General features: G+C 66.7%; 20 protein-coding genes. 15 read left to right on the top strand and 5 right to left on the bottom strand.

Features of this window, described 5'->3' with window-relative positions; translation table 11 throughout:
• Window positions 1-40 precede the first annotated feature (40 nt).
• Both groL and groES read right to left on the bottom strand, forming a co-directional pair.
• Complete coding sequence (gene groL / locus H9532_RS13285) at window positions 41-1,672, bottom strand: chaperonin GroEL (RefSeq protein ID WP_296369312.1); 1,632 nt, start codon at window positions 1,670-1,672, stop codon at window positions 41-43.
• A gap of 76 nt (window positions 1,673-1,748) precedes the next feature.
• Window positions 1,749-2,060 (bottom strand): co-chaperone GroES, encoded by a 312-nt coding sequence (groES, locus tag H9532_RS13280; protein WP_296369310.1) that lies wholly within the window; start codon window positions 2,058-2,060, stop codon window positions 1,749-1,751.
• A 281-nt stretch (window positions 2,061-2,341) separates the two neighbouring features.
• Here groES and atpD point away from each other — a divergent pair, with 281 nt between their 5' ends.
• The 3 genes from atpD to H9532_RS13265 all read left to right on the top strand — a co-directional run bounded on the left by atpD (window position 2,342) and on the right by H9532_RS13265 (window position 5,433).
• Window positions 2,342-3,802 carry a F0F1 ATP synthase subunit beta gene (gene atpD, locus H9532_RS13275; RefSeq protein WP_296369308.1) on the top strand — a complete coding sequence of 487 codons (1,461 nt, stop codon included), beginning with the start codon at window positions 2,342-2,344 and terminating at the stop codon, window positions 3,800-3,802.
• Window positions 3,803-3,818: 16 nt separating this feature from the next.
• Entirely contained in the window at window positions 3,819-4,223 is a 405-nt protein-coding gene (gene atpC / locus H9532_RS13270) for an ATP synthase F1 subunit epsilon (protein WP_296369306.1), read from the top strand.
• Between the two features lie 73 nt (window positions 4,224-4,296).
• Complete coding sequence (locus H9532_RS13265) at window positions 4,297-5,433, top strand: rhomboid family intramembrane serine protease (RefSeq protein ID WP_296369304.1); 1,137 nt, start codon at window positions 4,297-4,299, stop codon at window positions 5,431-5,433.
• On the opposite strand, the gene H9532_RS13260 is transcribed toward H9532_RS13265, so the two are convergent.
• Window positions 5,408-7,633, bottom strand: coding sequence for a transglycosylase domain-containing protein (locus H9532_RS13260; RefSeq protein ID WP_296369302.1), 2,226 nt, complete (start codon window positions 7,631-7,633; stop codon window positions 5,408-5,410). The two genes, H9532_RS13265 and H9532_RS13260, sit on opposite strands and share 26 nt — an antisense overlap.
• Before the next feature lie 104 nt (window positions 7,634-7,737).
• Here H9532_RS13260 and H9532_RS13255 point away from each other — a divergent pair, with 104 nt between their 5' ends.
• The 6 genes from H9532_RS13255 to H9532_RS13230 are packed head-to-tail and all read left to right on the top strand — an operon-like array spanning window position 7,738 to window position 13,031.
• Window positions 7,738-8,013 (top strand): hypothetical protein, encoded by a 276-nt coding sequence (locus H9532_RS13255; protein ID WP_296369301.1) that lies wholly within the window; start codon window positions 7,738-7,740, stop codon window positions 8,011-8,013.
• On the top strand, window positions 8,010-8,747 hold the full coding sequence (locus tag H9532_RS13250; RefSeq protein ID WP_296369299.1) for an FHA domain-containing protein: 738 nt from the start codon (window positions 8,010-8,012) through the stop codon (window positions 8,745-8,747). Before H9532_RS13255 ends, H9532_RS13250 begins: the two co-directional genes overlap by 4 nt.
• The gene (locus H9532_RS13245; RefSeq protein WP_296369297.1) at window positions 8,744-10,078 is read left to right on the top strand and encodes a protein kinase; all 1,335 of its coding nucleotides are present in this window, start codon (window positions 8,744-8,746) and stop codon (window positions 10,076-10,078) included. The genes H9532_RS13250 and H9532_RS13245 overlap by 4 nt, the downstream gene beginning before the upstream one ends.
• Before the next feature lie 3 nt (window positions 10,079-10,081).
• On the top strand, window positions 10,082-10,825 hold the full coding sequence (locus H9532_RS13240; RefSeq protein WP_296369295.1) for a VWA domain-containing protein: 744 nt from the start codon (window positions 10,082-10,084) through the stop codon (window positions 10,823-10,825).
• Window positions 10,822-12,033, top strand: coding sequence for a protein phosphatase 2C domain-containing protein (locus tag H9532_RS13235; protein WP_296369293.1), 1,212 nt, complete (start codon window positions 10,822-10,824; stop codon window positions 12,031-12,033). The genes H9532_RS13240 and H9532_RS13235 overlap by 4 nt, the downstream gene beginning before the upstream one ends.
• A complete protein-coding gene (locus H9532_RS13230; RefSeq protein WP_296369290.1) occupies window positions 11,946-13,031 on the top strand; it encodes a hypothetical protein in 1,086 nt (361 codons plus the stop codon). Before H9532_RS13235 ends, H9532_RS13230 begins: the two co-directional genes overlap by 88 nt.
• A 72-nt stretch (window positions 13,032-13,103) precedes the next feature.
• On the opposite strand, the gene H9532_RS13225 is transcribed toward H9532_RS13230, so the two are convergent.
• Window positions 13,104-13,583 (bottom strand): 30S ribosomal protein PSRP-3, encoded by a 480-nt coding sequence (locus tag H9532_RS13225; RefSeq protein ID WP_296369288.1) that lies wholly within the window; start codon window positions 13,581-13,583, stop codon window positions 13,104-13,106.
• Window positions 13,584-13,629: 46 nt separating this feature from the next.
• Between H9532_RS13225 and H9532_RS13220 the strand changes: the two genes are divergently transcribed.
• From H9532_RS13220 to H9532_RS13210, 3 genes are read left to right on the top strand one after another with little or no spacing between them, the layout of a single operon-like run.
• A complete protein-coding gene (locus H9532_RS13220) occupies window positions 13,630-14,418 on the top strand; it encodes a TIGR01548 family HAD-type hydrolase (RefSeq protein WP_296369574.1) in 789 nt (262 codons plus the stop codon).
• 40 nt (window positions 14,419-14,458) lie between these two features.
• Window positions 14,459-14,704 (top strand): hypothetical protein, encoded by a 246-nt coding sequence (locus H9532_RS13215; protein WP_296369286.1) that lies wholly within the window; start codon window positions 14,459-14,461, stop codon window positions 14,702-14,704.
• A gap of 3 nt (window positions 14,705-14,707) precedes the next feature.
• The gene (locus tag H9532_RS13210; protein ID WP_296369284.1) at window positions 14,708-15,118 is read left to right on the top strand and encodes a type II toxin-antitoxin system VapC family toxin; all 411 of its coding nucleotides are present in this window, start codon (window positions 14,708-14,710) and stop codon (window positions 15,116-15,118) included.
• Window positions 15,119-15,124: 6 nt separating this feature from the next.
• Here H9532_RS13210 and H9532_RS13205 read toward each other — a convergent pair whose 3' ends face one another.
• Window positions 15,125-16,447 (bottom strand): aminopeptidase P N-terminal domain-containing protein, encoded by a 1,323-nt coding sequence (locus H9532_RS13205; RefSeq protein WP_296369282.1) that lies wholly within the window; start codon window positions 16,445-16,447, stop codon window positions 15,125-15,127.
• A 26-nt stretch (window positions 16,448-16,473) separates the two neighbouring features.
• On the opposite strand from H9532_RS13205, the gene H9532_RS13200 reads away from it, so the two are divergent.
• The 3 genes from H9532_RS13200 to H9532_RS13190 are packed head-to-tail and all read left to right on the top strand — an operon-like array spanning window position 16,474 to window position 20,152.
• Window positions 16,474-17,832, top strand: coding sequence for a DUF697 domain-containing protein (locus tag H9532_RS13200; protein ID WP_296369280.1), 1,359 nt, complete (start codon window positions 16,474-16,476; stop codon window positions 17,830-17,832).
• Window positions 17,829-18,425, top strand: coding sequence for a nicotinate-nucleotide adenylyltransferase (locus H9532_RS13195; protein WP_296369278.1), 597 nt, complete (start codon window positions 17,829-17,831; stop codon window positions 18,423-18,425). The genes H9532_RS13200 and H9532_RS13195 overlap by 4 nt, the downstream gene beginning before the upstream one ends.
• A complete protein-coding gene (locus H9532_RS13190; RefSeq protein WP_296369276.1) occupies window positions 18,425-20,152 on the top strand; it encodes an NAD+ synthase in 1,728 nt (575 codons plus the stop codon). The genes H9532_RS13195 and H9532_RS13190 overlap by 1 nt, the downstream gene beginning before the upstream one ends.

Here is a 20,152-nt window from a genome sequence, read left to right as displayed (position 1 = left end):
ATCAGACCGGATTGGTTCGGTTCAGTGAACCCGAGCGGGATCAGTAGTCGAAGTCGCCGCCCATGCCGCCGCCGGCAGGAGCTGCTTCCTTCTTCTCGGGCATGTCAGCCACGATGCACTCGGTGGTCAGCACCATGCCGGCGATGGAGGCGGCATTTTGCAGACCGGAGCGGGTCACCTTGGCGGGGTCCACGATGCCGGCAGCCAGCATGTCGACGTACTCGCCGGTGGCGGCGTTGTAGCCCTCGTTGAAGGGCTTGTTCTTCACGTGCTCGGCCACCACAGAGCCGTTCACACCAGCGTTCTCAGCGATGCGCTTGAGGGGAGCGGTGAGGGCGGAAGCCACGATGGTGGCACCGATCAGCTCTTCGCCGGCCAGGTTGGAGGCAGCCCACTGCTCGAGGGCAGGAGCCAGGTGGGCCAGGGTGGTGCCACCACCAGGGACGATGCCTTCCTCAACGGCCGCCTTGGTGGCGTTGATGGCGTCTTCCAGGCGCAGCTTCTTGTCCTTCATCTCGGTCTCGGTGGCGGCACCCACCTTGACCACGGCCACACCGCCGCTCAGCTTGGCCAGACGCTCCTGCAGCTTCTCCTTGTCGTAGGAGGAGTCGGTTTCGTCCATCTGCTTGCGGATCTGCTCGCAGCGGGCCTTCACCGCCACCTCGTTGCCTTCGGCCACGATGGTGGTGGTGTCCTTGTTGATGGTGATGCGGCGGGCGGTGCCCAGCATCTCCAGCTTGGCGTTCTCCAGCTTGAGGCCGGCGTCCTCGGTGATCAGCTGACCGTTGGTGAGAACGGCGATGTCCTCGAGCATGGCCTTACGGCGATCGCCGAAGCCAGGGGCCTTCACAGCCGCCACGTTCAGCACGCCGCGGAGGCGGTTCACCACCAGGGTGGCGAGGGCTTCCTTCTCGATGTCCTCAGCAATGATCAGCAGAGGCTTGCCTGTGCGGGCGATCTGCTCAAGCACGGGCACCAGATCCTGCACCAGGCCGATCTTCTTGTCGGTGAGGAGGATGTAGGGATCCTCGAGCACCGCTTCCATCCGCTCGGTGTCGGTGGCGAAGTAGGGCGAGATGTAGCCCTTGTCGAAGCGCATGCCCTCGGTGACCTCCAGCTCGGTGGTCATCGACTTGCCTTCCTCGAGGGAGATCACACCCTCTTTGCCGACCTTGTCCATGGCGTCGGCGATCATGCGGCCCACCTCTTCGTCGTTACCGGCGGAGATGGTGCCCACCTGGGCAATGGCGTTGGAGTCGCTGATGGGCTTGGCGTGCTCCTTGATCTTCTCGACCAGAAACTCAGCAGCCTTGTCGATGCCCTTCTTCAGGGTGATCGCGTTGGCGCCAGCGGCCACGTTGCGCAGACCAGCCTTCACCATGGCGTGAGCCAGCACGGTGGCGGTGGTGGTGCCGTCGCCGGCGGCATCGTTGGTCTTGGAGGCGGCCTGACGGATCAGGGCGACACCGGTGTTCTCGATGTGGTCTTCGAGCTCGATCTCTTTGGCGATCGTGACGCCGTCGTTGATGATCTGGGGAGCGCCGAACTTCTTCTCCAGCACCACGTTGCGGCCCTTGGGGCCCAGGGTCACGGCAACAGACTCGGCCAGGATGTCGATGCCTTTTTCGAGGGCGCGGCGGGCCTGCTCGTTGTAAATAATGCGCTTAGCCATGGAAAGCGGATCTCGCTGTTGAAACGGTTAATAGTGAAACGGTTAAGCGGAAATCGATCTCGCGGTGCGCGATCGCTCAGCTGACGACAGCCAGGATGTCCTTCTCGGACAGGAGCACGTACTCGTCGGTGCCGAGTTTGATGTCGGTGCCGGCGTACTTGCTGTAGAGCACCTTGTCGCCGATGCTCACTTCAGGGGCCTGACGGGAGCCGTCGTCGTTGCGCTTACCGGGACCCACCTGCACCACTTCGCCCACCTGGGGCTTTTCCTTGGCGGTGTCAGGCAGAAGGATGCCGCCGGCGGTTTTTTCCTCAGACTCCGACACCTTGATGAAGATGCGGTCGCCGAGGGGCTTGACGGTGGAAACGCTGAGAGAAACAGCAGCCATGGATGGAATGCGATGAAGAAGGCGAAACCATTGGCATGGCGCCAGAGACGCTGCCAGGGTCGCGGCGTCGAGACGCCCGGCGGAGGGAGTTAGCACTCGCCTGCCGTGAGTGCCAAGCTATGGGGGCAGCCCACCGCGGTTCAAGCGCCCACTGGGGCGGTTGACCGAACAGCTGGTGTCGCTCTACCGAACAGAACGGAGGGATGGCACGCAGTGGTAAGGTTGCGCCGCTTCGGAGCGGGTCTGGACCCGCTGCGCGTCCCCAGCGACTTCTCCCATAAATGGCTGCTGCTACTGCCACCGGCACCAAAGGCATCATCCGGCAGGTGATCGGCCCGGTGATCGACGTTGAATTCCCGGCCGGCAAGCTGCCCAAGATCTATAACGCCCTCCGCGTGACGGGCAAAAACTCGGCCGGTCAAGACGTGGCTCTGACTGCTGAGGTGCAACAGCTCCTGGGTGACCACCGGGTCCGCGCTGTGGCCATGAGCAGCACCGATGGTCTGGTGCGCGGCATGGAAGCCGTTGACACCGGTGCTTCGATCTCCGTACCCGTTGGTGAAGCCACCCTCGGCCGCATCTTCAACGTGCTCGGCGAGCCCGTTGACGAGAAGGGCCCCGTGAGCACCACCGTCACCGCTCCGATTCACCGCGAAGCTCCCAAGCTCACCGATCTCGAAACCAAGCCCAAGGTGTTCGAGACCGGCATCAAAGTGATCGACCTGCTGGCTCCCTACCGCCAGGGTGGCAAGGTGGGCCTGTTCGGTGGCGCCGGTGTGGGCAAGACCGTGCTGATCCAGGAGCTGATCAACAACATCGCCAAAGAGCACGGCGGTGTGTCCGTGTTCGCCGGCGTGGGTGAGCGAACCCGTGAAGGCAACGACCTCTACGAGGAATTCAAGGAATCGGGCGTGATCAACCCCGACGACCTGTCCAAGTCGAAGGTGGCCCTCTGCTACGGCCAGATGAACGAGCCCCCCGGCGCCCGCATGCGCGTGGGTCTCTCGGCTCTCACCATGGCTGAGCACTTCCGCGACGTGAACAAGCAGGACGTGCTGCTGTTCGTGGACAACATCTTCCGCTTCGTGCAGGCCGGCTCTGAGGTGTCTGCTCTGCTGGGCCGCATGCCTTCGGCTGTGGGCTACCAGCCCACCCTGGGTACCGATGTGGGCGCGCTGCAGGAGCGCATCACTTCCACCCTCGAAGGTTCGATCACCTCGATCCAGGCCGTCTACGTGCCTGCGGACGACCTGACCGACCCCGCACCCGCCACCACCTTCGCCCACCTGGACGCCACCACCGTGCTCAGCCGCGGCCTGGCTTCCAAGGGCATCTACCCCGCTGTGGATCCCCTCGATTCCACCAGCACCATGCTCCAGCCCGCTGTTGTGGGCGACGAGCACTACCGCACCGCCCGTGCCGTGCAGTCCACCCTGCAGCGCTACAAGGAGCTCCAGGACATCATCGCGATTCTGGGTCTCGACGAATTGTCCGAAGACGACCGTCGCACCGTGGATCGCGCCCGCAAGATCGAGAAGTTCCTCTCCCAGCCCTTCTTCGTGGCTGAGATCTTCACCGGCATGCCCGGTAAGTACGTGAAGCTCGAAGACACCATTGCTGGCTTCAACATGATCCTGGCTGGTGAGCTCGATCACCTCCCCGAAGCTGCCTTCTACCTGGTGGGCAACATCGACGAAGTGAAGGCCAAGGCCGCCAAGATCCAGGCTGACGCCAAAGGCTGATCCGGAGTCTTAACTGATGTCTCTCACCCTCCGCGTTCTGGCACCTGACCAGAGCGTCTTCGACGGCAACGCCGACGAAGTGATCCTGCCCAGTACTACCGGTCAGCTCGGCATTCTTCCCGGCCACGTTTCCCTGCTCACCGCCCTCGATTTCGGTGTGCTGCGGGTTCGTGAGGGTAATGGCTGGAAAGCCATCGCCCTCCAGGGTGGCTTTGCCGAAGTCGATGCCGACGAGGTGACTGTGTTGGTGAATGCTGCCGAGCTCGGCAGCAGCATCAACGCTGAAGCCGCCGGTAAGGAGCTGGATGCCGCAACCGCGGCCCTCGCCAAGTTCGAAGGCCAGCCCTCCAGCACCGACAAGATCAAGGCTCAGCAGGAACTGGCCCGCGCCCGCGCCCGCATGCAAGCCAGCAAGGCCTGATCAGCGCCACGATTCATGATCGACAGCGCCCCCTCAGGGGCGCTTTTTTGTTGTTGCCTGCGGAATGCAACCCATGGGTGTTGGCCACGACCTGGGCGAGCAGCTGAACCGGTGGCTGGCGGCGGATCCCGCGGGCCTGCGCCAATCACGGGCACTCACCAACCGGCTGATGGATGCGCTGGGGGCCAACGATGGCCTGCGGGGCCCCATCCGCGATCTGGCCAGCCAGCCGCTGCTGCTTCAGGTGCTCCACAGCCAAGGTGCCGAGCAGCAATCGGCCCTGGCAAGCCTCACCGCCCAGCTGCGTGCCACCTATGCACCAGCTGTGCTGCAGGAACTGCTGGATCTGCTGCACACGGCCACTGGACAGCTGCCGGCTCCTGATCCCTCCGCAGCCGAGCCCTCCAACGCTGTTCAACCATCAGCACCCGCTCCTGCAACGCCCGCTGAGCCCAGTCCGCGCGCGGCAACTGCCGCTGCTGAACGGCCCGTCAGCATGCGGCTTCAGCTCGAACGCTTCGGCCCGGGCTTAGCCCTCTCCGCCGCAGGTGCGCTGGTGTTCGCCTGGGTTGGAGCCGAACTCGATCGGGCGCTCTTCGAGGGCTGGGGCTGGAGCGGCGGGGTTGTGCTGGTGCTCGTGCTCGCCCTGCTGCAGGCCCTCAGCCTCGGACCGCTGAAACCACTCAAGCGGCATTGGCCGCTTGCCAGCGCAGAGGCCGAGCAGCCGCGGCAGGCCTGGCAATGGCTGAGCCAGGCCTGGATTCATGCCAATGGCCTCGAAGCAATCCTCAACCTGATCGTGCTGCTGATCCTGCTCGGGGATTCGCCTTTGCAACTGGGGTCGGTGATCCTCCGCTACTGCCTCACAGCCCTGGCCTGTTTAGGGCTGGCCGCCCTGTGTGCCGCGCGATGGCACATCACACGCCGCTGGAGCGGGGCTTCCGGCGCCATCAGTGCCTTGATTGCCCTAGCGGCAGGCTTGAGCCTGCTGCATTGGCGGGTCTTCCGTTTCAGCAGCGCCGGCCTGGAGATCCCCGCCTGGGTGCTGCTACTGGTCTACGGAGCACTGCAGCTGGGCTGGCAGCTGCCGCGCCAGAACCCCGATGAACGCAGCCGTGCTCTGCAGCGGGTGCTGAGCAGCAGCTGGGGCTGGGGTCTGCTGCTGGGGCTGAGCTGGGCCGTGATCACCCGGATCCGGGAACTGCTGTAACCGCCTGCTGCATGTAGCGGCCCCACAGCTCCGCCACCAGCGCTCCACTGGCGGCCTGGGCCGGGGTGTTGTCGTCGTTGCCCATCCAGATGGCGGTGAGCAGCTTGCTGGCAGGCGAGTACCCCACAAACAACACATCCACACCGTTATTGGTGGTGCCCGTTTTGCCGCGGGCATCGGGCACCAGCGCCGCCGCTCGGCCGGTGCCGCCCTGCACCACCCCAGCCAAGAGCTGATCCATCGTGGCGGCGAGTTCCGGCGAGAGCAGCTGACGGCTCTGCTCGCCGATCGGCACGGTGACGCCCCGCTCAGGGCATTGTTCAAGGCTCTTGATCGAGCCGCAGATGCCGAGGTCGTAGATGCGGCTGACACCATGCATCGGCACGGAGCGCCCACCATTGGCCACCACGGCATAGGCGCGGGCCAGCTCGTAGAGATAGGTTTCACGGCCGCCCAGCATCGTGTTGTAGTCCGCGTCGAGCGGGGTGGAGATGCCCAGGCGGCGGGCCAGCTTCAGCACGTTGCCCAGGCCGGCGCGCTCCGCCAGGCGCAGGGCCACCACGTTCTCGGAACGAGCCAATCCCTCCGCCACGCTGGTGCTGCCGCCACCACTGCGGCAACCCGCCACATAAGCCAGCGGCGCACACGACACCGGATCAGAAGGGCTCACCCCGGCCGCGAGGGCCGCCAGAAAGGGGAACAGCTTGAACGTGGAGCCGGGCTGACGCAGCGCCTGCACGCGATCAAAGCTGGAGCGGCCGTAGTCGCCACCACCCACGTAAGCCAGGATGTCGCCGGTTGCGGTGTTCACCGTGATCAGGGCTCCCTGGCTGAGCCCCGCCGCCGCGGCCGGCCCTTCCAGAAAACGCTTGAGCTGATCCTGGGCCAGCTGCTGCAGCTTGGGATTGATCGTGCTGATCACGGCGTAGTTGCCGCCTGCATCGGCGCTGCTGAGATCCAGGCCGAAGCGGGTGCCTTCCAGCTCCCCCAGCACGTAGTCGCTGAAGAAGGGATAACTGCTGAAGGTGGATTCGCGGCAGGCTGATGGATCGATGTTGAGCGGGCGGCGCTGGGCATCGATCAGGGCCTGATCGCTGAGCCAGCCCTGCTCGTGCATCAGTTTGAGCACCAGGTTGCGCCGCTCCAGCCCCGCTCCGGGGTCCTCAAGATTGCAGGGGCTGTAGCCATTCGGACTGGGCAGCAAACCGACCAGAAAGGCCGCCTGGCCCACATCCAGATCGCTCGCCGACTTGCGGAAATACAGCTGGGAGGCCTGTTCGAAACCTTCGGTGCCGAGGCCCAGATAGGCGCGATCGAGATAGAGCTTGAGGATGCGGTTCTTGCTGAAGCCCACCTCCAGCTGCAGCGCCACCCACAGCTCCCTGAGCTTGCGGGTCAGGCTCACATCCCGGCCCACGTCCGGATACACCATGCGCGCCACCTGCTGGGTGAGCCCACTGCCGCCGCCGGTGCCCAGCAGGGCAGAGCGCAGGGTGCCGAAGAGGTCGATGCCGCTGTTCCAGCCGAAACGCGCCTCCTCGGAGGCCATCAACGCCTGGCGCAAATGCAGCGGATACGACTGCAACGACGGCAACGCGGTGGAGGATCCCTCCCGGGCATCGATCTGGCGGCCATCGGCCGAAAAGATCTTCACCGGCCCGGAGATGGAGCGGATCTTTGAGCCACCGCCAATGCTGGCGGCCACGAGCATGCCGCTCACCAGCAGGGTGGAGCCGGCCAGGGCCGCCACCCCCAGCAGCAGGGCAGCCTGCTCGAGCGGGCTGCGGGGATGGTGGTAGCGCAGTTCCGGCGCCTCACCCTTGAGCGGCGAGCCCAAGCGCACGGCATCGCCATCGCGCAGCTGAATCCAGCGGATTCGGCGATCCCGATGGAACAAGCCGTTGGCGGAATTGAAATCCTCGAGGGCGAACTCGCGGTCGCTGGGGCGCTGCTTCTCGAGAATGGCGTGCACCCGGCTGAGCCCGGGCTCCGCTAGAGGCAGCTCACAGGCGGGATCCCGGCCCAGGCGGTAGCGCTGGTTCTCGAGCACCAGCTCGCTCAGCTTGCGTCCACCAGCCCAGAGCTCCACGCGGGCCTGATGGGAGCGCAGCAAGGGCCAAACCCCAGCGATCGCTGCTGGGCGCTGCCGCCAGGGCCCCTGGCCAACGGCTCGCGCCAGCTCAAGCCAGGCACGCCTCACCGGCGCGGGCGCCAGGCGCTCTTTCAATGAAGCCAGATGCGATGCGGTGGCCAGGCGGGTGTTGCAGCCCGGCCATAGGCTACGGCCAGCCTTCAAGCGGATCGTTGCAGCGCCAACGGGACCCCTGGGAACCCTTCCGGCTGTGGCTGGCGTTCACGATCGGGCTGTACGCGATCCGCGCCTTCTTCGCCGCCACCTGGGTGGGTGCGATCCCCGGCTGGGTGCTCCTTGTGCTGGTGCTGATCGCCCTGGCCCTCGCCAGCAAGGCCCTGCTCTTTCCTGGCCGCGTGGTGCCTTACCGCGAAGGCGACGGCGGCTGGTGGAACGACCTGCGCGATGACTGGCAGCTGTGGTGGCGCCGCCGGCGCAGGCAACCATGAGCGCCCCTGCTGCACGCCTGGTGCTGGCGGCGGATCGCCGCAAGGTGGCGCCGCTGGATCCCGCCAAACCGCTCACCATCGGGCGCGCGGCCAGCAACAGCCTGTGCCTGGCCAACCTGGAGGGGGTTTCAGAGCACCATGCCGTGGTGCGCTTCTCCCGCAGTCAGGGCTGGCTGGTGTGCAACTGGCAAAGCAACGACGGCACCTTTCTCGAGGGGCGCCAGGTGCATCAATGCAAGCGCCTAGAAAACGGTGATGAAATCCGGCTCGGCCGCAGTGGCCCGGTGCTGGTGTTCGAATCTGCCGTAGCCGTGGAGGCGAAAGCTCCCCCAGCTACGGCGGCTGCTACGGCAAAACCACCTGTGGCGCCGGCCGCCACCGCACCACCTGCCGCCCCGCCCCGCAGCATCAGCGTTGGCGAGCAGCACGTGGCCGTCGCCGAGATCCGATCGGCAGCCGTGCAAAGCCTGCCGCTGCATCCCCACATCTTCAGCTGGTGGCTGCTGCTCTGTCTGGGAGGTCTGCTGCTGTTGCCGTTTCCGCTGGTGTTCTGGCCGCTGCAGGCCGGCGCCCTGGCCGGCTGGATCCTGCTGGGTTCGCGCAAGCAGCATCAGTTGGTACTGGTGCTGCGCGATGGACGAGCCGTGCGCCATGGTTTCGCCAATCGCCGCACGGCCCTGGCCCACCGCAACGGCATCCGTCAGGCCATCGGCCAGGACGCCACCTCCGCATGAACTGGTTGCTGCCCGAAGGCGCCAGCCTGCCCTTTGCAGGCCTGGAGCAACCCCTACGGATTGAGCAGGGGCTGGGGGGAGGCAGCCAGGGCCAGGTGTTTGCCGTGCAGCTCGGCGGTGAGCGGCTGGCACTGAAGTGGTACTTCCCGGCTTGCATCGGCAGGGATCCACAACTGCGGGAGCGGCTGCAGCAGAGCATCCGGCTCGGCGCCCCGAACCGTGATTTCCTTTGGCCCTTGGCACTGTTGGATCCCATCCCCGGAAGCCTGGGGCGCTTTCCTGCTGCCGCCGGCGGCTTCGGTTACCTGATGGGCCTACGCCCGGACGCGTTTGTGGGAGCCCATCGTCACGCCGGGGGCGATCTAGCCATCAGCCTTCAGTGCGTGCTCAAGGCCTGCTTCCACCTGGCGGAGGCCTTCCATCAACTGCACCTCAAGGGCCTCTGTTACAAGGACGTTTCGCTGGGCAACCTGTTTCTGGATCCCAGCAGCGGCGGGATCCTCATCTGCGACAACGACAACGTGGATGTGGATGGCCAGAGCAGCGGAAGCGTGCTCGGAACACCTGGATTCATGGCGCCGGAAGTGCTGTTGGGCCAGGCGAAACCGAGCGCGCGCAGTGATCTCTTCTCCCTGGCGGTGCTGCTGTTCCGGCTACTGACGCGACACGACCCCTTCCGCGGCCAACGGGAACTGGCGATCCGCTGCCTGGACGAACCGGCCCGGCGCCGGCTATATGGCGATGAGGCCCTGTTCATCTTTGATCCCAACGATCCACGCAACAGGCCCGATCCGATCGAGCACAGCGCCGCTCTGATCACGTGGCCCATTTATCCAGCCGGCCTGCAACGCCTGTTTGAACAGAGCTTCGGCCCCGGGCTGCGCCAGAGCGAGCAACGCACACTCACAGGGCAGTGGAAGCAGGCGATCAGCCTCTGCCTGGATCAACGCCAGCTGTGCAGCCATTGCGGCCAGGAAACCTTCCCCGCTGCCGATGCCCCAGGCGCCTGCTGGAGCTGCGGCACACCGCTGCCAGAGCCGCTCCGCCTGCGGCTGCCCCATGGCCTGGTGAGCGCCGCGGCCGGCAATGAACTGCAGCCCCATCACTTCGATCCCCTGGTCGGCGAGGCCATCCGTGAACCCCTGGCCCGGCTGGTGGCCCACCCCAGCGACCCCGCCCTGCTGGGCCTGCAGAACCTGAGCACCAGCCGCTGGCGTGGACGCACCACCAGCGGGCAAAGCATCGAGCTCGACCCGGGCAAAACCTGTAACCTCTCGGCCCTGCAGCAGATCGACAGCAGCGCCGGAGCGATCCTGGTGCTACGCCCCTAAGCCATGCCCTTCCCCAACGTTCGGCTCAGCAACCGGCCGCTGCACTTCATCTACCTCTGCGATTGCAGTGGCTCGATGGCTGCCCAGGGCAAGATGCAAGCCCTCAACCAGGCGATCCGCCAATCGCTGCCGGGCATGGCCGAGGTGGCCCGCGAGAACCCCGAAGCGCGGGTGCTGGTGCGCGCCGTGCGCTTTGCCGATCAGGCGGCCTGGCACCTGGCCGAAGCCACCCCCGTGCAGCAGCTGCAGTGGCGCGACCTGGAGGCCGGCGGCATCACCGCCATGGGCGATGCCCTCAATCTGGTGGCCGATGCCCTGCAGTCGCCGCCGATGGAGGAGCGGGCGCTGCCGCCGGTGCTGGTGCTGATCTCGGACGGCCAGCCCACCGATGATTTCGACGCAGGCCTGGCCAACCTGATGCGGCGGCCGTGGGCCCAGAAGGCGGTGCGTCTGGCGATTGCCATGGGCCATGACGCTGATCTGGAGGTGCTGCAGCAGTTCATTGGTCCGGAGCCATCGGCACACGGCAAGTCGCCGCGGCGGCCGCTGCAGGCGAGCAATGCCACCACCCTGGCCCAGTACATCCAGTGGGCCTCCACTGCCGTGGTGGGGGCTGCTTCCATGCCCGCCAGTCGCGTGACCGCAGCCGATGCCGGCGGGCCGAACAGCCCGGCCAACATCCCTCTGCCGGATCTGCCACCCACGCTGCTGGATCCCAGCGACGACGTGGGCCCCCTGGTGTGGTGAGCCCGCGCTGGCAGCACCTGCAGGCCTGCAGCGTGATCGGCGCGGCCCATCGCCGCCAGCAGAAACCGTGCCAGGACGCCAGCCTGAGTGTGGAGCTCAAGGGCAGGGACGGCAGTCTGCAGCTGCTGGTGGTGGCCGATGGCCACGGCGGCCATCGCTACCGGCTCAGCCACCGGGGCAGCGCCTTGGCCTGCCAGGTGAGCCAGGAGGTGGTGGAACAGTGGCTGGCCTGCACACCCCTGGCGGATCCAGAGCGCTGGCGGCAATGGCTCAAGCAGGAGCTGCCAACCACGATTCATCAGCGCTGGCTGACAGCGATCACAGCCGACTGGGCGCTGCAACCGCAAGCCGAGCACGAGCCCTTCTCACCCCTCCTTTACGGGAGCACCCTTGGGCTGGTGCTGCTGGCGCCGCAGTGGTGGGGCTGCACGGGCATCGGCGACTGGGATCTGAGCGCCATCGATCAACAGGGCCAAGCTGCACTGCTCAGCGAGGAGCGCGAGCACAGCGACAGCGAGGCCACCGGCAGCCTCTGCCAGGAGCTGGATCAGCAGCTCTGGCTCCCGCGCACCCAACTGCATCCGCTGGAGCCCCAAACAGATCTGCAGGCTCTGGTGCTCAGCACCGATGGCGTGCGCAAATCCTGCGCCACCGACGCCGACTATCTGCAGCTCTGCGCTGCTCTGGTGGATCTGCGCGATCGCCAGGAGCTGGAGGAGGGGCTCGCCCACATCACCCAAGCCGGCAGCGGCGATGACGTGTCGCTGGCGATGGCCCACCGAGCTGCCAGGCCAAGGCGGAGCGGCGTGCTGCCGGCGGGATCATGGCGCTGGCTGCTGCTGTTGTTGGCGGCGTCTGGCATTGGTCTGGGGGCGTGGCTGATCACACGGCAGGAGACGCCGCTGCAGGCCCAAGCACGCCAACTCTGCGCTAATCCCGAGCAGATCCAGAGCAACCTCAACCAGCGCCGCGCCCAGTTCAAGGCCCTGCTTGAGCAGCCGCAACTGGCCAGCCAGCTGCAACAACCCACCAGCACCGATCCACTCGGCGCCTTGATCGCCGCCAGCCAGAGCGGCCCGATCCCCGGCTGCGCTGCGCTGAACGCTGAGCTGAGCCGCCAATGGCAACGGGCCCGCACCACGGCCGCGCCGGCAAAGGGCAAGATGCCTGCAGCTGCAGCGCCAGCCGCGGCGCCAAAGAACCCGTGAACGATTACGCGCTCGGAGCCAATCTGCGCCGCCAGATCCTCAGCGATCTGGAGCGGGGCCTGCCCCTCGATGGACGCCGGCTCCAGGCCCTAGTGGGCGATTTCTGCGGCCAGAGTCAACTGGCCCTGCTGCCAGCCCTGAAATACCTGGTGCTCTCACCTGGGTTCAGCAGCGCCGCCAGCCAGCAACCACCCCTGCCCGCCGATCCGCGCCTTCAGCTGCGGCTGCAGCAAGAACTCAATGAGGTGTTCGCTGCACCGATCTGCGCACGCATGGATGCGGTGCTGCGCGGGCTGATGGGCCTGCAGGAGACCAACGCGCCGCCGGCTGCAGCGCCGTTGCCAAGCCCTATAGCAGCCAGTGTTCAGCAGAACGAGCCAGAACCGGCGGAGGAAGTGACAGAGGAGTACGACGACGCAATGGGGCCTACCGAGGCCCGTGGCGGCAGCAATGGGCTGGTGGCCGTGCTGAGCTTCATGGCCGGCGTGCTGGTGGTGGGTGTAGGTGGAGGCCTGGCCTGGCTGCTGCTGCAAACCACTCTGCCCAGCAACAACCCTGCAGAGGCCCAACGGCCGCGGCTCCCCGGTGAACTGATCACCCCCAGCCCCGACACCACCACCACCGAGGCACCACCGGCGCCGGATCTGAGCCAGCAAGCCAGCAGCGATGCCGCCGCAGCTCAGGCGATTGCGAGCGTGGAGCAGCTTTACAACGACCTCTCCCTGGGCAATCTCCAGGGCGCACGCCAACGTTTCAGCGGTGAGGCGGCGGATCAGTTCGATCCCGCCTTCTTCCGCCAATTTCAACGCGTCAGCGTGGATCAGCTGCGGACCATCGGGATCAATGGTTCACAGGTGAGCCTTGAAGGGGTGGTCACCTTTGTGTATCCCGATGGGAGCAGCCAGAGCGAGTCGCGCCAGTTCACGGTGGACACCAGCACCGATCCAGCCCTGATCACCGGCAGCAGCTTCGGCCAAGTGACCCGCGGCCGGCAGTGAGCTGAGCCCTTGCGGTTAAGGCATGAAAAAGCCCCCTTGCGGGGGCAGCTGCCAATGCGTCGTGCGCAGCGATCAAGCGGTACCGCAGAAGGTGACATCGGGGAACTTGAGCTTGGCCTCTTCGAGGCTCTTGCCCTTGCCCTCTTCCTGCCAGTAGTTGATTACCTCGGTGGCCTTGTTGAGGATTTCAACGCGCTCGTTGTCGGTGATCCAGCTCTTGCCCTCAAGTTCAGTTTTGAGGGTTTCCCAGGCGTCCTCACGGGGCCAGAAGAAGTAGGAAGTGAGGGGGCTGGGGCCACCACCCACGATCTGATCCACAGCCAGGGCCACGTTGTCGGGCAGCCACAGGATCTTCACGAGGAAGCGACCCTCATCGGCCTTGGGGGTACGGCCGGAGGGAACGCCGTTCTCGTCGATGGTGGCTGCTGCCAGAACAGCACTGGCACCACGCAGCACGGGACGGCCTTCGGTGGTGTCCTCCGAGGAAACCTCAGCGGCGGCTGTCGCCACGGCGCTTTCAGCGCTCTCTGTGCTCATGGTGTCAGCGCTCAAGGCTTAATCACAAACAACTAACCTACCAGCCGCTGTTGCCAAGCCCCTGAGTCCCCGCGCTGTCCTGCTGTTCGACATCGACGGCGTGATCCGGGATGTGGGCGGCAGCTACCGCCGGGCCATCGTGGAAACGGTGCAGCACTACAGCGGTGTGCGGCCTGAGCCCTCCGCCATTGATGCGCTGAAGGCCGAGGGCTGCTGGAACAACGACTGGGAGGCCTCCCTGGAGCTCCTGCGCCGGGGCGGCCTGGCGGAGCTGCCGGCGTTTCAGGCGCTGGTGGACGTGTTCAACGGCTTTTATTTCGGCGGCGACCCTGAGGGCGACCCAAGCGCCTGGCAGGGCTTCATTGGCAGTGAGCCGCTGCTGGTGGATCGGAGCTTCTTTGAGGAACTGAGTGCAGCAGGCGTGTCCTGGGGCTTTGTGAGCGGCGCCGAACCGCCCTCCGCCCGGTTCGTGCTGGAGCAACGCCTGGGGCTGAGCCGCCCGCCGCTGATCGCCATGGGAGACGCCCCCGACAAACCGGACCCAACCGGTTTTCTGCGCCTCGCCAGCGACCTAGTCGGCCCCCTGGGCGCCACGGCGGCCCCTGTGGCGTACCTCGGCGACACCGTGGCCGACGTCCTCACCGTGCAGCGCGCCCGACAAGTGCAACCCGAGCAGCGCTTCCTGAGCCTGGCGGTGGCACCGCCCCACCTGCACAGCCCCGAAGCCGGCGAGCGCCGCGGCCGCTATGAGGCCCAGCTGTGGGAGGCCGGTGCCGATTCCGTGATTCCCAGCACCGCGGCGGTGCTGGCGGGTTTGGAGCAAGCGCTAGCAGGCACGGATCACTGCTAGCAACTATCGCTAGCTTGATGGCACTCTCTGCCTGCGTTCCGTGGCAGCCATCAGCGTGCGAGGCCTAGAAGCCCAACAACTCGAGGATCTCAAGAACGAAGCCCAGCGCCAGGGCATCAGCTTGAACAAGCTGGCTCTCCAGCGCCTCACGGGCAGCGGTGACAACGCCGCAGGAACCCATGACGACCTTGATGCCCTCGCGGGCACCTGGAGCCAAAACGAGGCCGATGCCTTCAACGCAGCCATCGCCCCCCTGGAGCAGGTGGACCCTGAGCTGTGGGAGTGAAGGATGCGAGCGATCGCCCTCGACACAAACACCTACGCCGGCTTCAAACGCGGTGACGCCGCCTGTGTAGAGGTGATCCGCCATGCCGATCAGCTGCTGCTGAGCAGCACCGTGGTGGGCGAGCTGCTCGCCGGCTTCGCCTGCGGCACCCAGGAGGCACGCAACCGCGAAGAGCTCAACCGCTTCCTGGCCTCACCACGGGTGAGCGTGTGCGCCAACGGCCTGGCCACCGCTGACAGCTATGCCCTGATCTACCGCGACCTGCGTCGCCAAGGCAGGCCGATTCCCACCAACGACATCTGGATCGCCGCCTGCTGCCTCGAGCATGGCGCACTGCTGTTCAGCTTCGACCAGCACTTTGAGCAGATCGCTGGGCTGCGGGTGATCCGCAGCTGGGCGGAAGCGCTGCCGTGAGCCCTCTCAGCGCTCCATCGCCGCCGGTGCCTTCAGCGCCGAAGCCGTGAGGTTCTCGTGGCCGTGATCGGTCACTGCCACGTCGTCTTCGATGCGGATGCCGATGCCCTTCCAGCGATCTTCGATGGCGGGTTGCCCTTCCGGCACCGGCAGGCGATCGCTCACATACAGGCCGGGCTCCACGGTGAGCACCATCCCCGGCTCCAGCGCCACGTGGTGCTCACCTAGGCGGTAGGCGCCCACGTCGTGCACGTCGAGTCCGACCCAGTGGCCGGTGCGGTGCATGTAGAGGTGGCGGAAGGCTCCCCGCTCAATGATTCCGTCGATCTCACCGGCCAGAAGGCCCAGATCGACAAGGCCCTCAACCAGCACTCGCACAGCCGTGTCGTGCACAGCTTCTGCGGTTTGCCCAGGTGCAACAGCGGCCACAGCCGCCTCCTGGGCCGCGAGCACCAGCTCATAGAGAGCCCGCTGTTCTCCGCTGAAGCGGCCGTTGATCGGGAAGGTGCGGGTGATGTCTCCGTTGTAGTAGTCGTTCAGGGAGCAACCGGCATCGATCAGGAGCAGATCGCCGTCGCGCAGCTCGGAGTTGTTGGCGGTGTAGTGCAGCACGCAAGCGTTATCGCCGCCGGCAACGATCGAGTTGTAGGCCGCGCCGCGGGCGCCCTGCTCCAGGAAGTGCTGCTCGATCACCGCCTGCACCTGGCGCTCGTTCAGCCCCGGCCGCACCACCTGGCGCGCCAGCTCATGGGCCTCCGCCGAGATGCGAGCCGCCTCGCGCATGCGATCGAGCTCCTCGGGGCTCTTGCGCAGCCGCAGCCCATGCAGCAGCGGGCAGGGGGCCACGAGCCCGAGGGCGGCAGCACCGCTGCGGGGGGCACGATCCAGCTGCCCGGCCCAGGCCTGCAGCACCAGCGGCTCCACCGCCGGATGCTTGCCCACGCGGAACGCAATGCCCTCGGCTCCACTCAGATACTCCGGTAGGCGCTGGGCCAGCTCGCTGCGGGGATGGGCCAGGTCGGCACCGAACTGCTCCACCGCTCCCTCACAGCCCCAGCGGAAGCCGTTCCACACCTCGGCACTGGGTTCTTTGGGGTTCACGAACAGCACATAGCGCTCCCCCTCCGGCCTGTGCGGCAGGAATAAGGCCACCGCATCAGGCTCATCGAAGCCAGTGAGATACCAAAAATCGCTGTTCTGGCGGAACGGCCACTCGCAATCGGCGTGATGCGTCACCAACGGGGCCGCAGGGATCACTGCAGCGGCTCCGCCCAGGGCCTGAAAGAAACGGGCGCGGCGCTCGGCGTACACGGCTGGGCTGATCAGCATGGAAGCGAGCGGGGCTGAGCGCGACGATGGCACAACCGCTTCAATGCATGGCGTTCCCGCCACCGCCCTTGCGTTCTCCCTCCACCGCCGAGCGCTGCGAGCTGCTCCTGGGCGAGTGGCGCAGCGGGCTGCGACTGAGCGACCGGGAGCGCAGCGCCCTTGGACCGGAACTACAGGCCCTGGATCAACAACTGCTGGCTTTGAAACAGCGGCGCCTGCGGGTCGCCGTGTTCGGCCGGGTGGGGGTGGGTAAATCCAGCCTGCTCAATGCGCTGCTGGAGGAGGAGGCCTTCGCCACCGATGTGGCCCATGGCTGCACCCGCAGCCAACAGCGGCGCCCCTGGAGCGTGCGCATCCCCGGGCTCACCGGCGTGGACTTGGTGGATACCCCCGGCATCGATGAGATTGCCGCCAAAGCGCGGCAGCGGCTGGCGGCACGGGTGGCCGTAGGGGCCGACCTGGTGCTGCTGGTGCTCGACAGCGACCTCACCACCCCGGAAGCCGAAGCCCTGGAGCAACTGCTGGCCGCCGGCAAACCAGTGCTGCTGGCGCTCAACCGCATCGATTGCTGGCCGGAGAGCGAGCGCGAGGCCTTGATCAGCAGCATCCGCCGGCGCTTGCCTCCGGCTCACCGCGATCTGGAGCTGTTGGCGGTGGCCTCGGCGCCGCGGCAAGCGGTGGTGTTGGCCGATGGCCGTGTGCGCAGCGAACCGATGCCGCCCCAGGTGGCACCCCTGCGATGGGCTCTGCTCGAGCTGCTCAGCCAGCACGGTGCGCTGCTGCTGGGCCTCAACGGCCTACGAGCGGCTGATCGCTTCGCCCAGCGCTTGCACCAATGGCGCTTGCGCCGCGGCAAGGAGAGCGCCCAGGCGCTGATCGGCCGCTACGCCGCCCTCAAAGCCACCGGCGTGGCGGCCAACCCTTTGCTGCTGCTGGATCTCGCCGGCGGCATTGCCCTCGACACCGCCCTGGTGGTGCAGCTCTGTGAGCTCTACGGCCTGGAGCTGGGGGGCGGCGGCGCCCGCGCCCTGCTCACGCGGCTGTCAGCCCAGAACGCACTCCTGGGAGGCACCCAACTGGGCATCCAGCTGCTACTAGGGGGCCTGCGCCAGGTGCTGCTGCTGGCGGCTCCCCTGAGCGGCGGCCTCAGCCTGGCGCCGGCGGCGCCGGTGGCCTTGGCCCAAGCAGCACTGGCGGTGCACACCACCCGGCTCACCGGCCGGCTGGCGGCCGCCGAACTGCTGCGCAGCGCCGAACGGGGGAGGCTGCGGCCGGCATCCTTGCTGCGGAGACTGGCCCGCCAAGACCCTCAGGCCAGGGCCTGGCTGCAGCAGTGGCACGACCGAAGCAACCAAGCGGCAGCCCTACTGCCGCTGCTGCCATGAGCGAGCTGCCCAGCCTGGCATTGCTCGGCACCAGCGCCGACCCCCCCACCGAAGGCCACCGCGCCCTGCTCGAGGGACTGGCTGATCACTACGGCCAGGTGGCCACCTGGGCCAGCGACAATCCGTTCAAACAGCACGGTGCCCCGCTGGGACTCAGAGCCCGGCTGCTGGCTGCCTTGGTGGAGGCGATCGGCAATCCCCGCATTCGTCATGTTCAGCAGCTGAGCAATCCGCGGGCCCTGATCACCGTGGAGCGAGCGGCTGAGCGTTGGCCCGGCCACTCTCTGGTGTTTGTGGTGGGTGGGGATCTGGTCGCGCAAGTGCCGACGTGGTGGAAAGCGGCTGAACTGCTGCAGCGCTGCCGTCTGGCGGTGGTTCCAAGGAAAGGATTCGCCCTGTATCCGGCGGCACTGGAGGCGATCCGCAACCTGGGCGGGCAGCCAGAGCTGGTGCACCTGCCGGTGCCAGCCACCGCGAGCTCCTCGATCCGCCGGCATCCCAGCCCCGAGCAGGTGCCGGCGGCACTGTGGGCGGAACTGGTTCGTCACAATCTCTACGGCCTGGGGCAGCAGCCCTCCCGCTCCCTCCGCTGATGCGTCTCGCCCTCGCCCAGATCAACCCGCTGGTGGGCGACTTGGCCGGCAATGGCGAGCAGCTGCTGCAGGCCTGTCGCCGCGCCGCCACAGCTGGCGCCGATCTAGTGGTGGCGCCGGAGTTGGCGCTCTGGGGCTACCCACCTCGCGATCTGCTGCTGCGCCCGGCGCTCCGCCATCAGCAGCAGCAGGCTCTGAACAGGCTTGCCGGCGAGCTTCCCCAGGGGCTGGTCCTGCTGCTGGGAGTGAGCGAGCCCACGCCCGATCGGCAGATCCCCGATCTGTTCAACGCCGCCGCGCTGGTGGAGCACGGCAGCTGGCGGGTGGTGGCCCGCAAGCGCCTGCTACCCAGCTACGACGTGTTCGATGAGCGGCGCTACTTCCGTCCGGCCGACCAGCCCTGCTTGGTGGAGCTGGAACGCCATGGCCGCCTCTGGCGCCTCGGCATCACCATCTGCGAAGACTTGTGGGTGGAGGAAGAGCTCCACCAGCAGCGGCTGCTCGGGGATGATCCCGTGGCGGATCTGCAGGCACTGCAACCCGATCTGCTGCTCAACCTCTCGGCCTCACCCTTCGGCACAGGGAAGGCACAGCTGCGGCGTGAGCTAGCCGCCGCCGCGGCCCGCCGGCTGCAGTGCCCGGTGGCGTATGTGAATCAAGTGGGCGGTAACGACGAACTGGTGTTCGACGGCGGCAGCTTCGTCACCAGCGCCGATGGCGAGGTGCTGCGCCAGCTGAGCTTTGCCGAGGCTGATCTCGGCCTCTGGGACAGCCGCGATGCCACGCCCGCACAGAAACACCATCCCGCCCTGCCCGCAACCGACGAGCTGCTGCTGCGCGCCCTGGTGCTTGGGGTGCGCGACTACGCCCGCAAGTGCGGTTTCAGCAAGGCGCTGCTGGGGCTGAGCGGCGGCATCGATTCAGCCCTGGTGGCGGTGATCGCGACCGCGGCCCTGGGGCGAGAGAACGTGCAGGCGCTGCTGATGCCCTCACCCTGGAGCTCGGAGGGCTCGATCCAAGACTCCCTAGCCCTCGCCGATCGCCTGGGCATCGCCACCCACACGGTGCCGATCGCGCCCTTGATGGCGAGTTTTGATGCGGCCCTCACCCAGCCACTCGGCGCTGAACCCGCGGGATTAACAGCCGAAAACCTGCAATCGCGCATCCGCGGCACCCTGCTCATGGCTGTGGCCAACCAGCAAGGGCAGTTGCTGCTCTCCACCGGCAATAAAAGCGAGCTGGCCGTTGGCTATTGCACGCTCTATGGCGACATGAACGGCGGGCTGGCCGTCATTGGCGACCTCTACAAAACCAGCGTGTTCCGGCTCTGCGCCTGGATCGATTCCACAGCATCAGCCCACTGCCGCGCTGAGCTCGGCCTGCCGGCCGCCGGCGAGCTGGTGGGCGCCGCCATCCGAGAAAAACCCCCCAGCGCCGAACTGCGTCCCGACCAACGCGACAGCGATTCTCTGCCGGATTACGCGCTGCTCGATCCGCTGCTGCAGGCACTCCTGGAAGAGCATCAAAGCCCCGAAGATCTGATCGCCCGGGGCGTCGATGCTGCGCTGGCCCAACGGGTGATGGGCTTGCTGCGCCGCGCAGAATTCAAACGCCGCCAGGCACCACCAGTGCTCAAACTCAGCCAACGCTCCTTTGGCAGCGGCTGGAGGATGCCGATCGCTGCGGCCATCAACCGTGGTCAATCCCTGCCAGCGGCGCCAAGCTGA

This window comes from Vulcanococcus sp. Clear-D1 (assembly GCF_014654725.1).
In the GTDB taxonomy this organism is placed as follows: Bacteria; Cyanobacteriota; Cyanobacteriia; order PCC-6307; family Cyanobiaceae; genus Vulcanococcus.
This window is presented reverse-complemented; position numbering and strand designations above follow the sequence as displayed.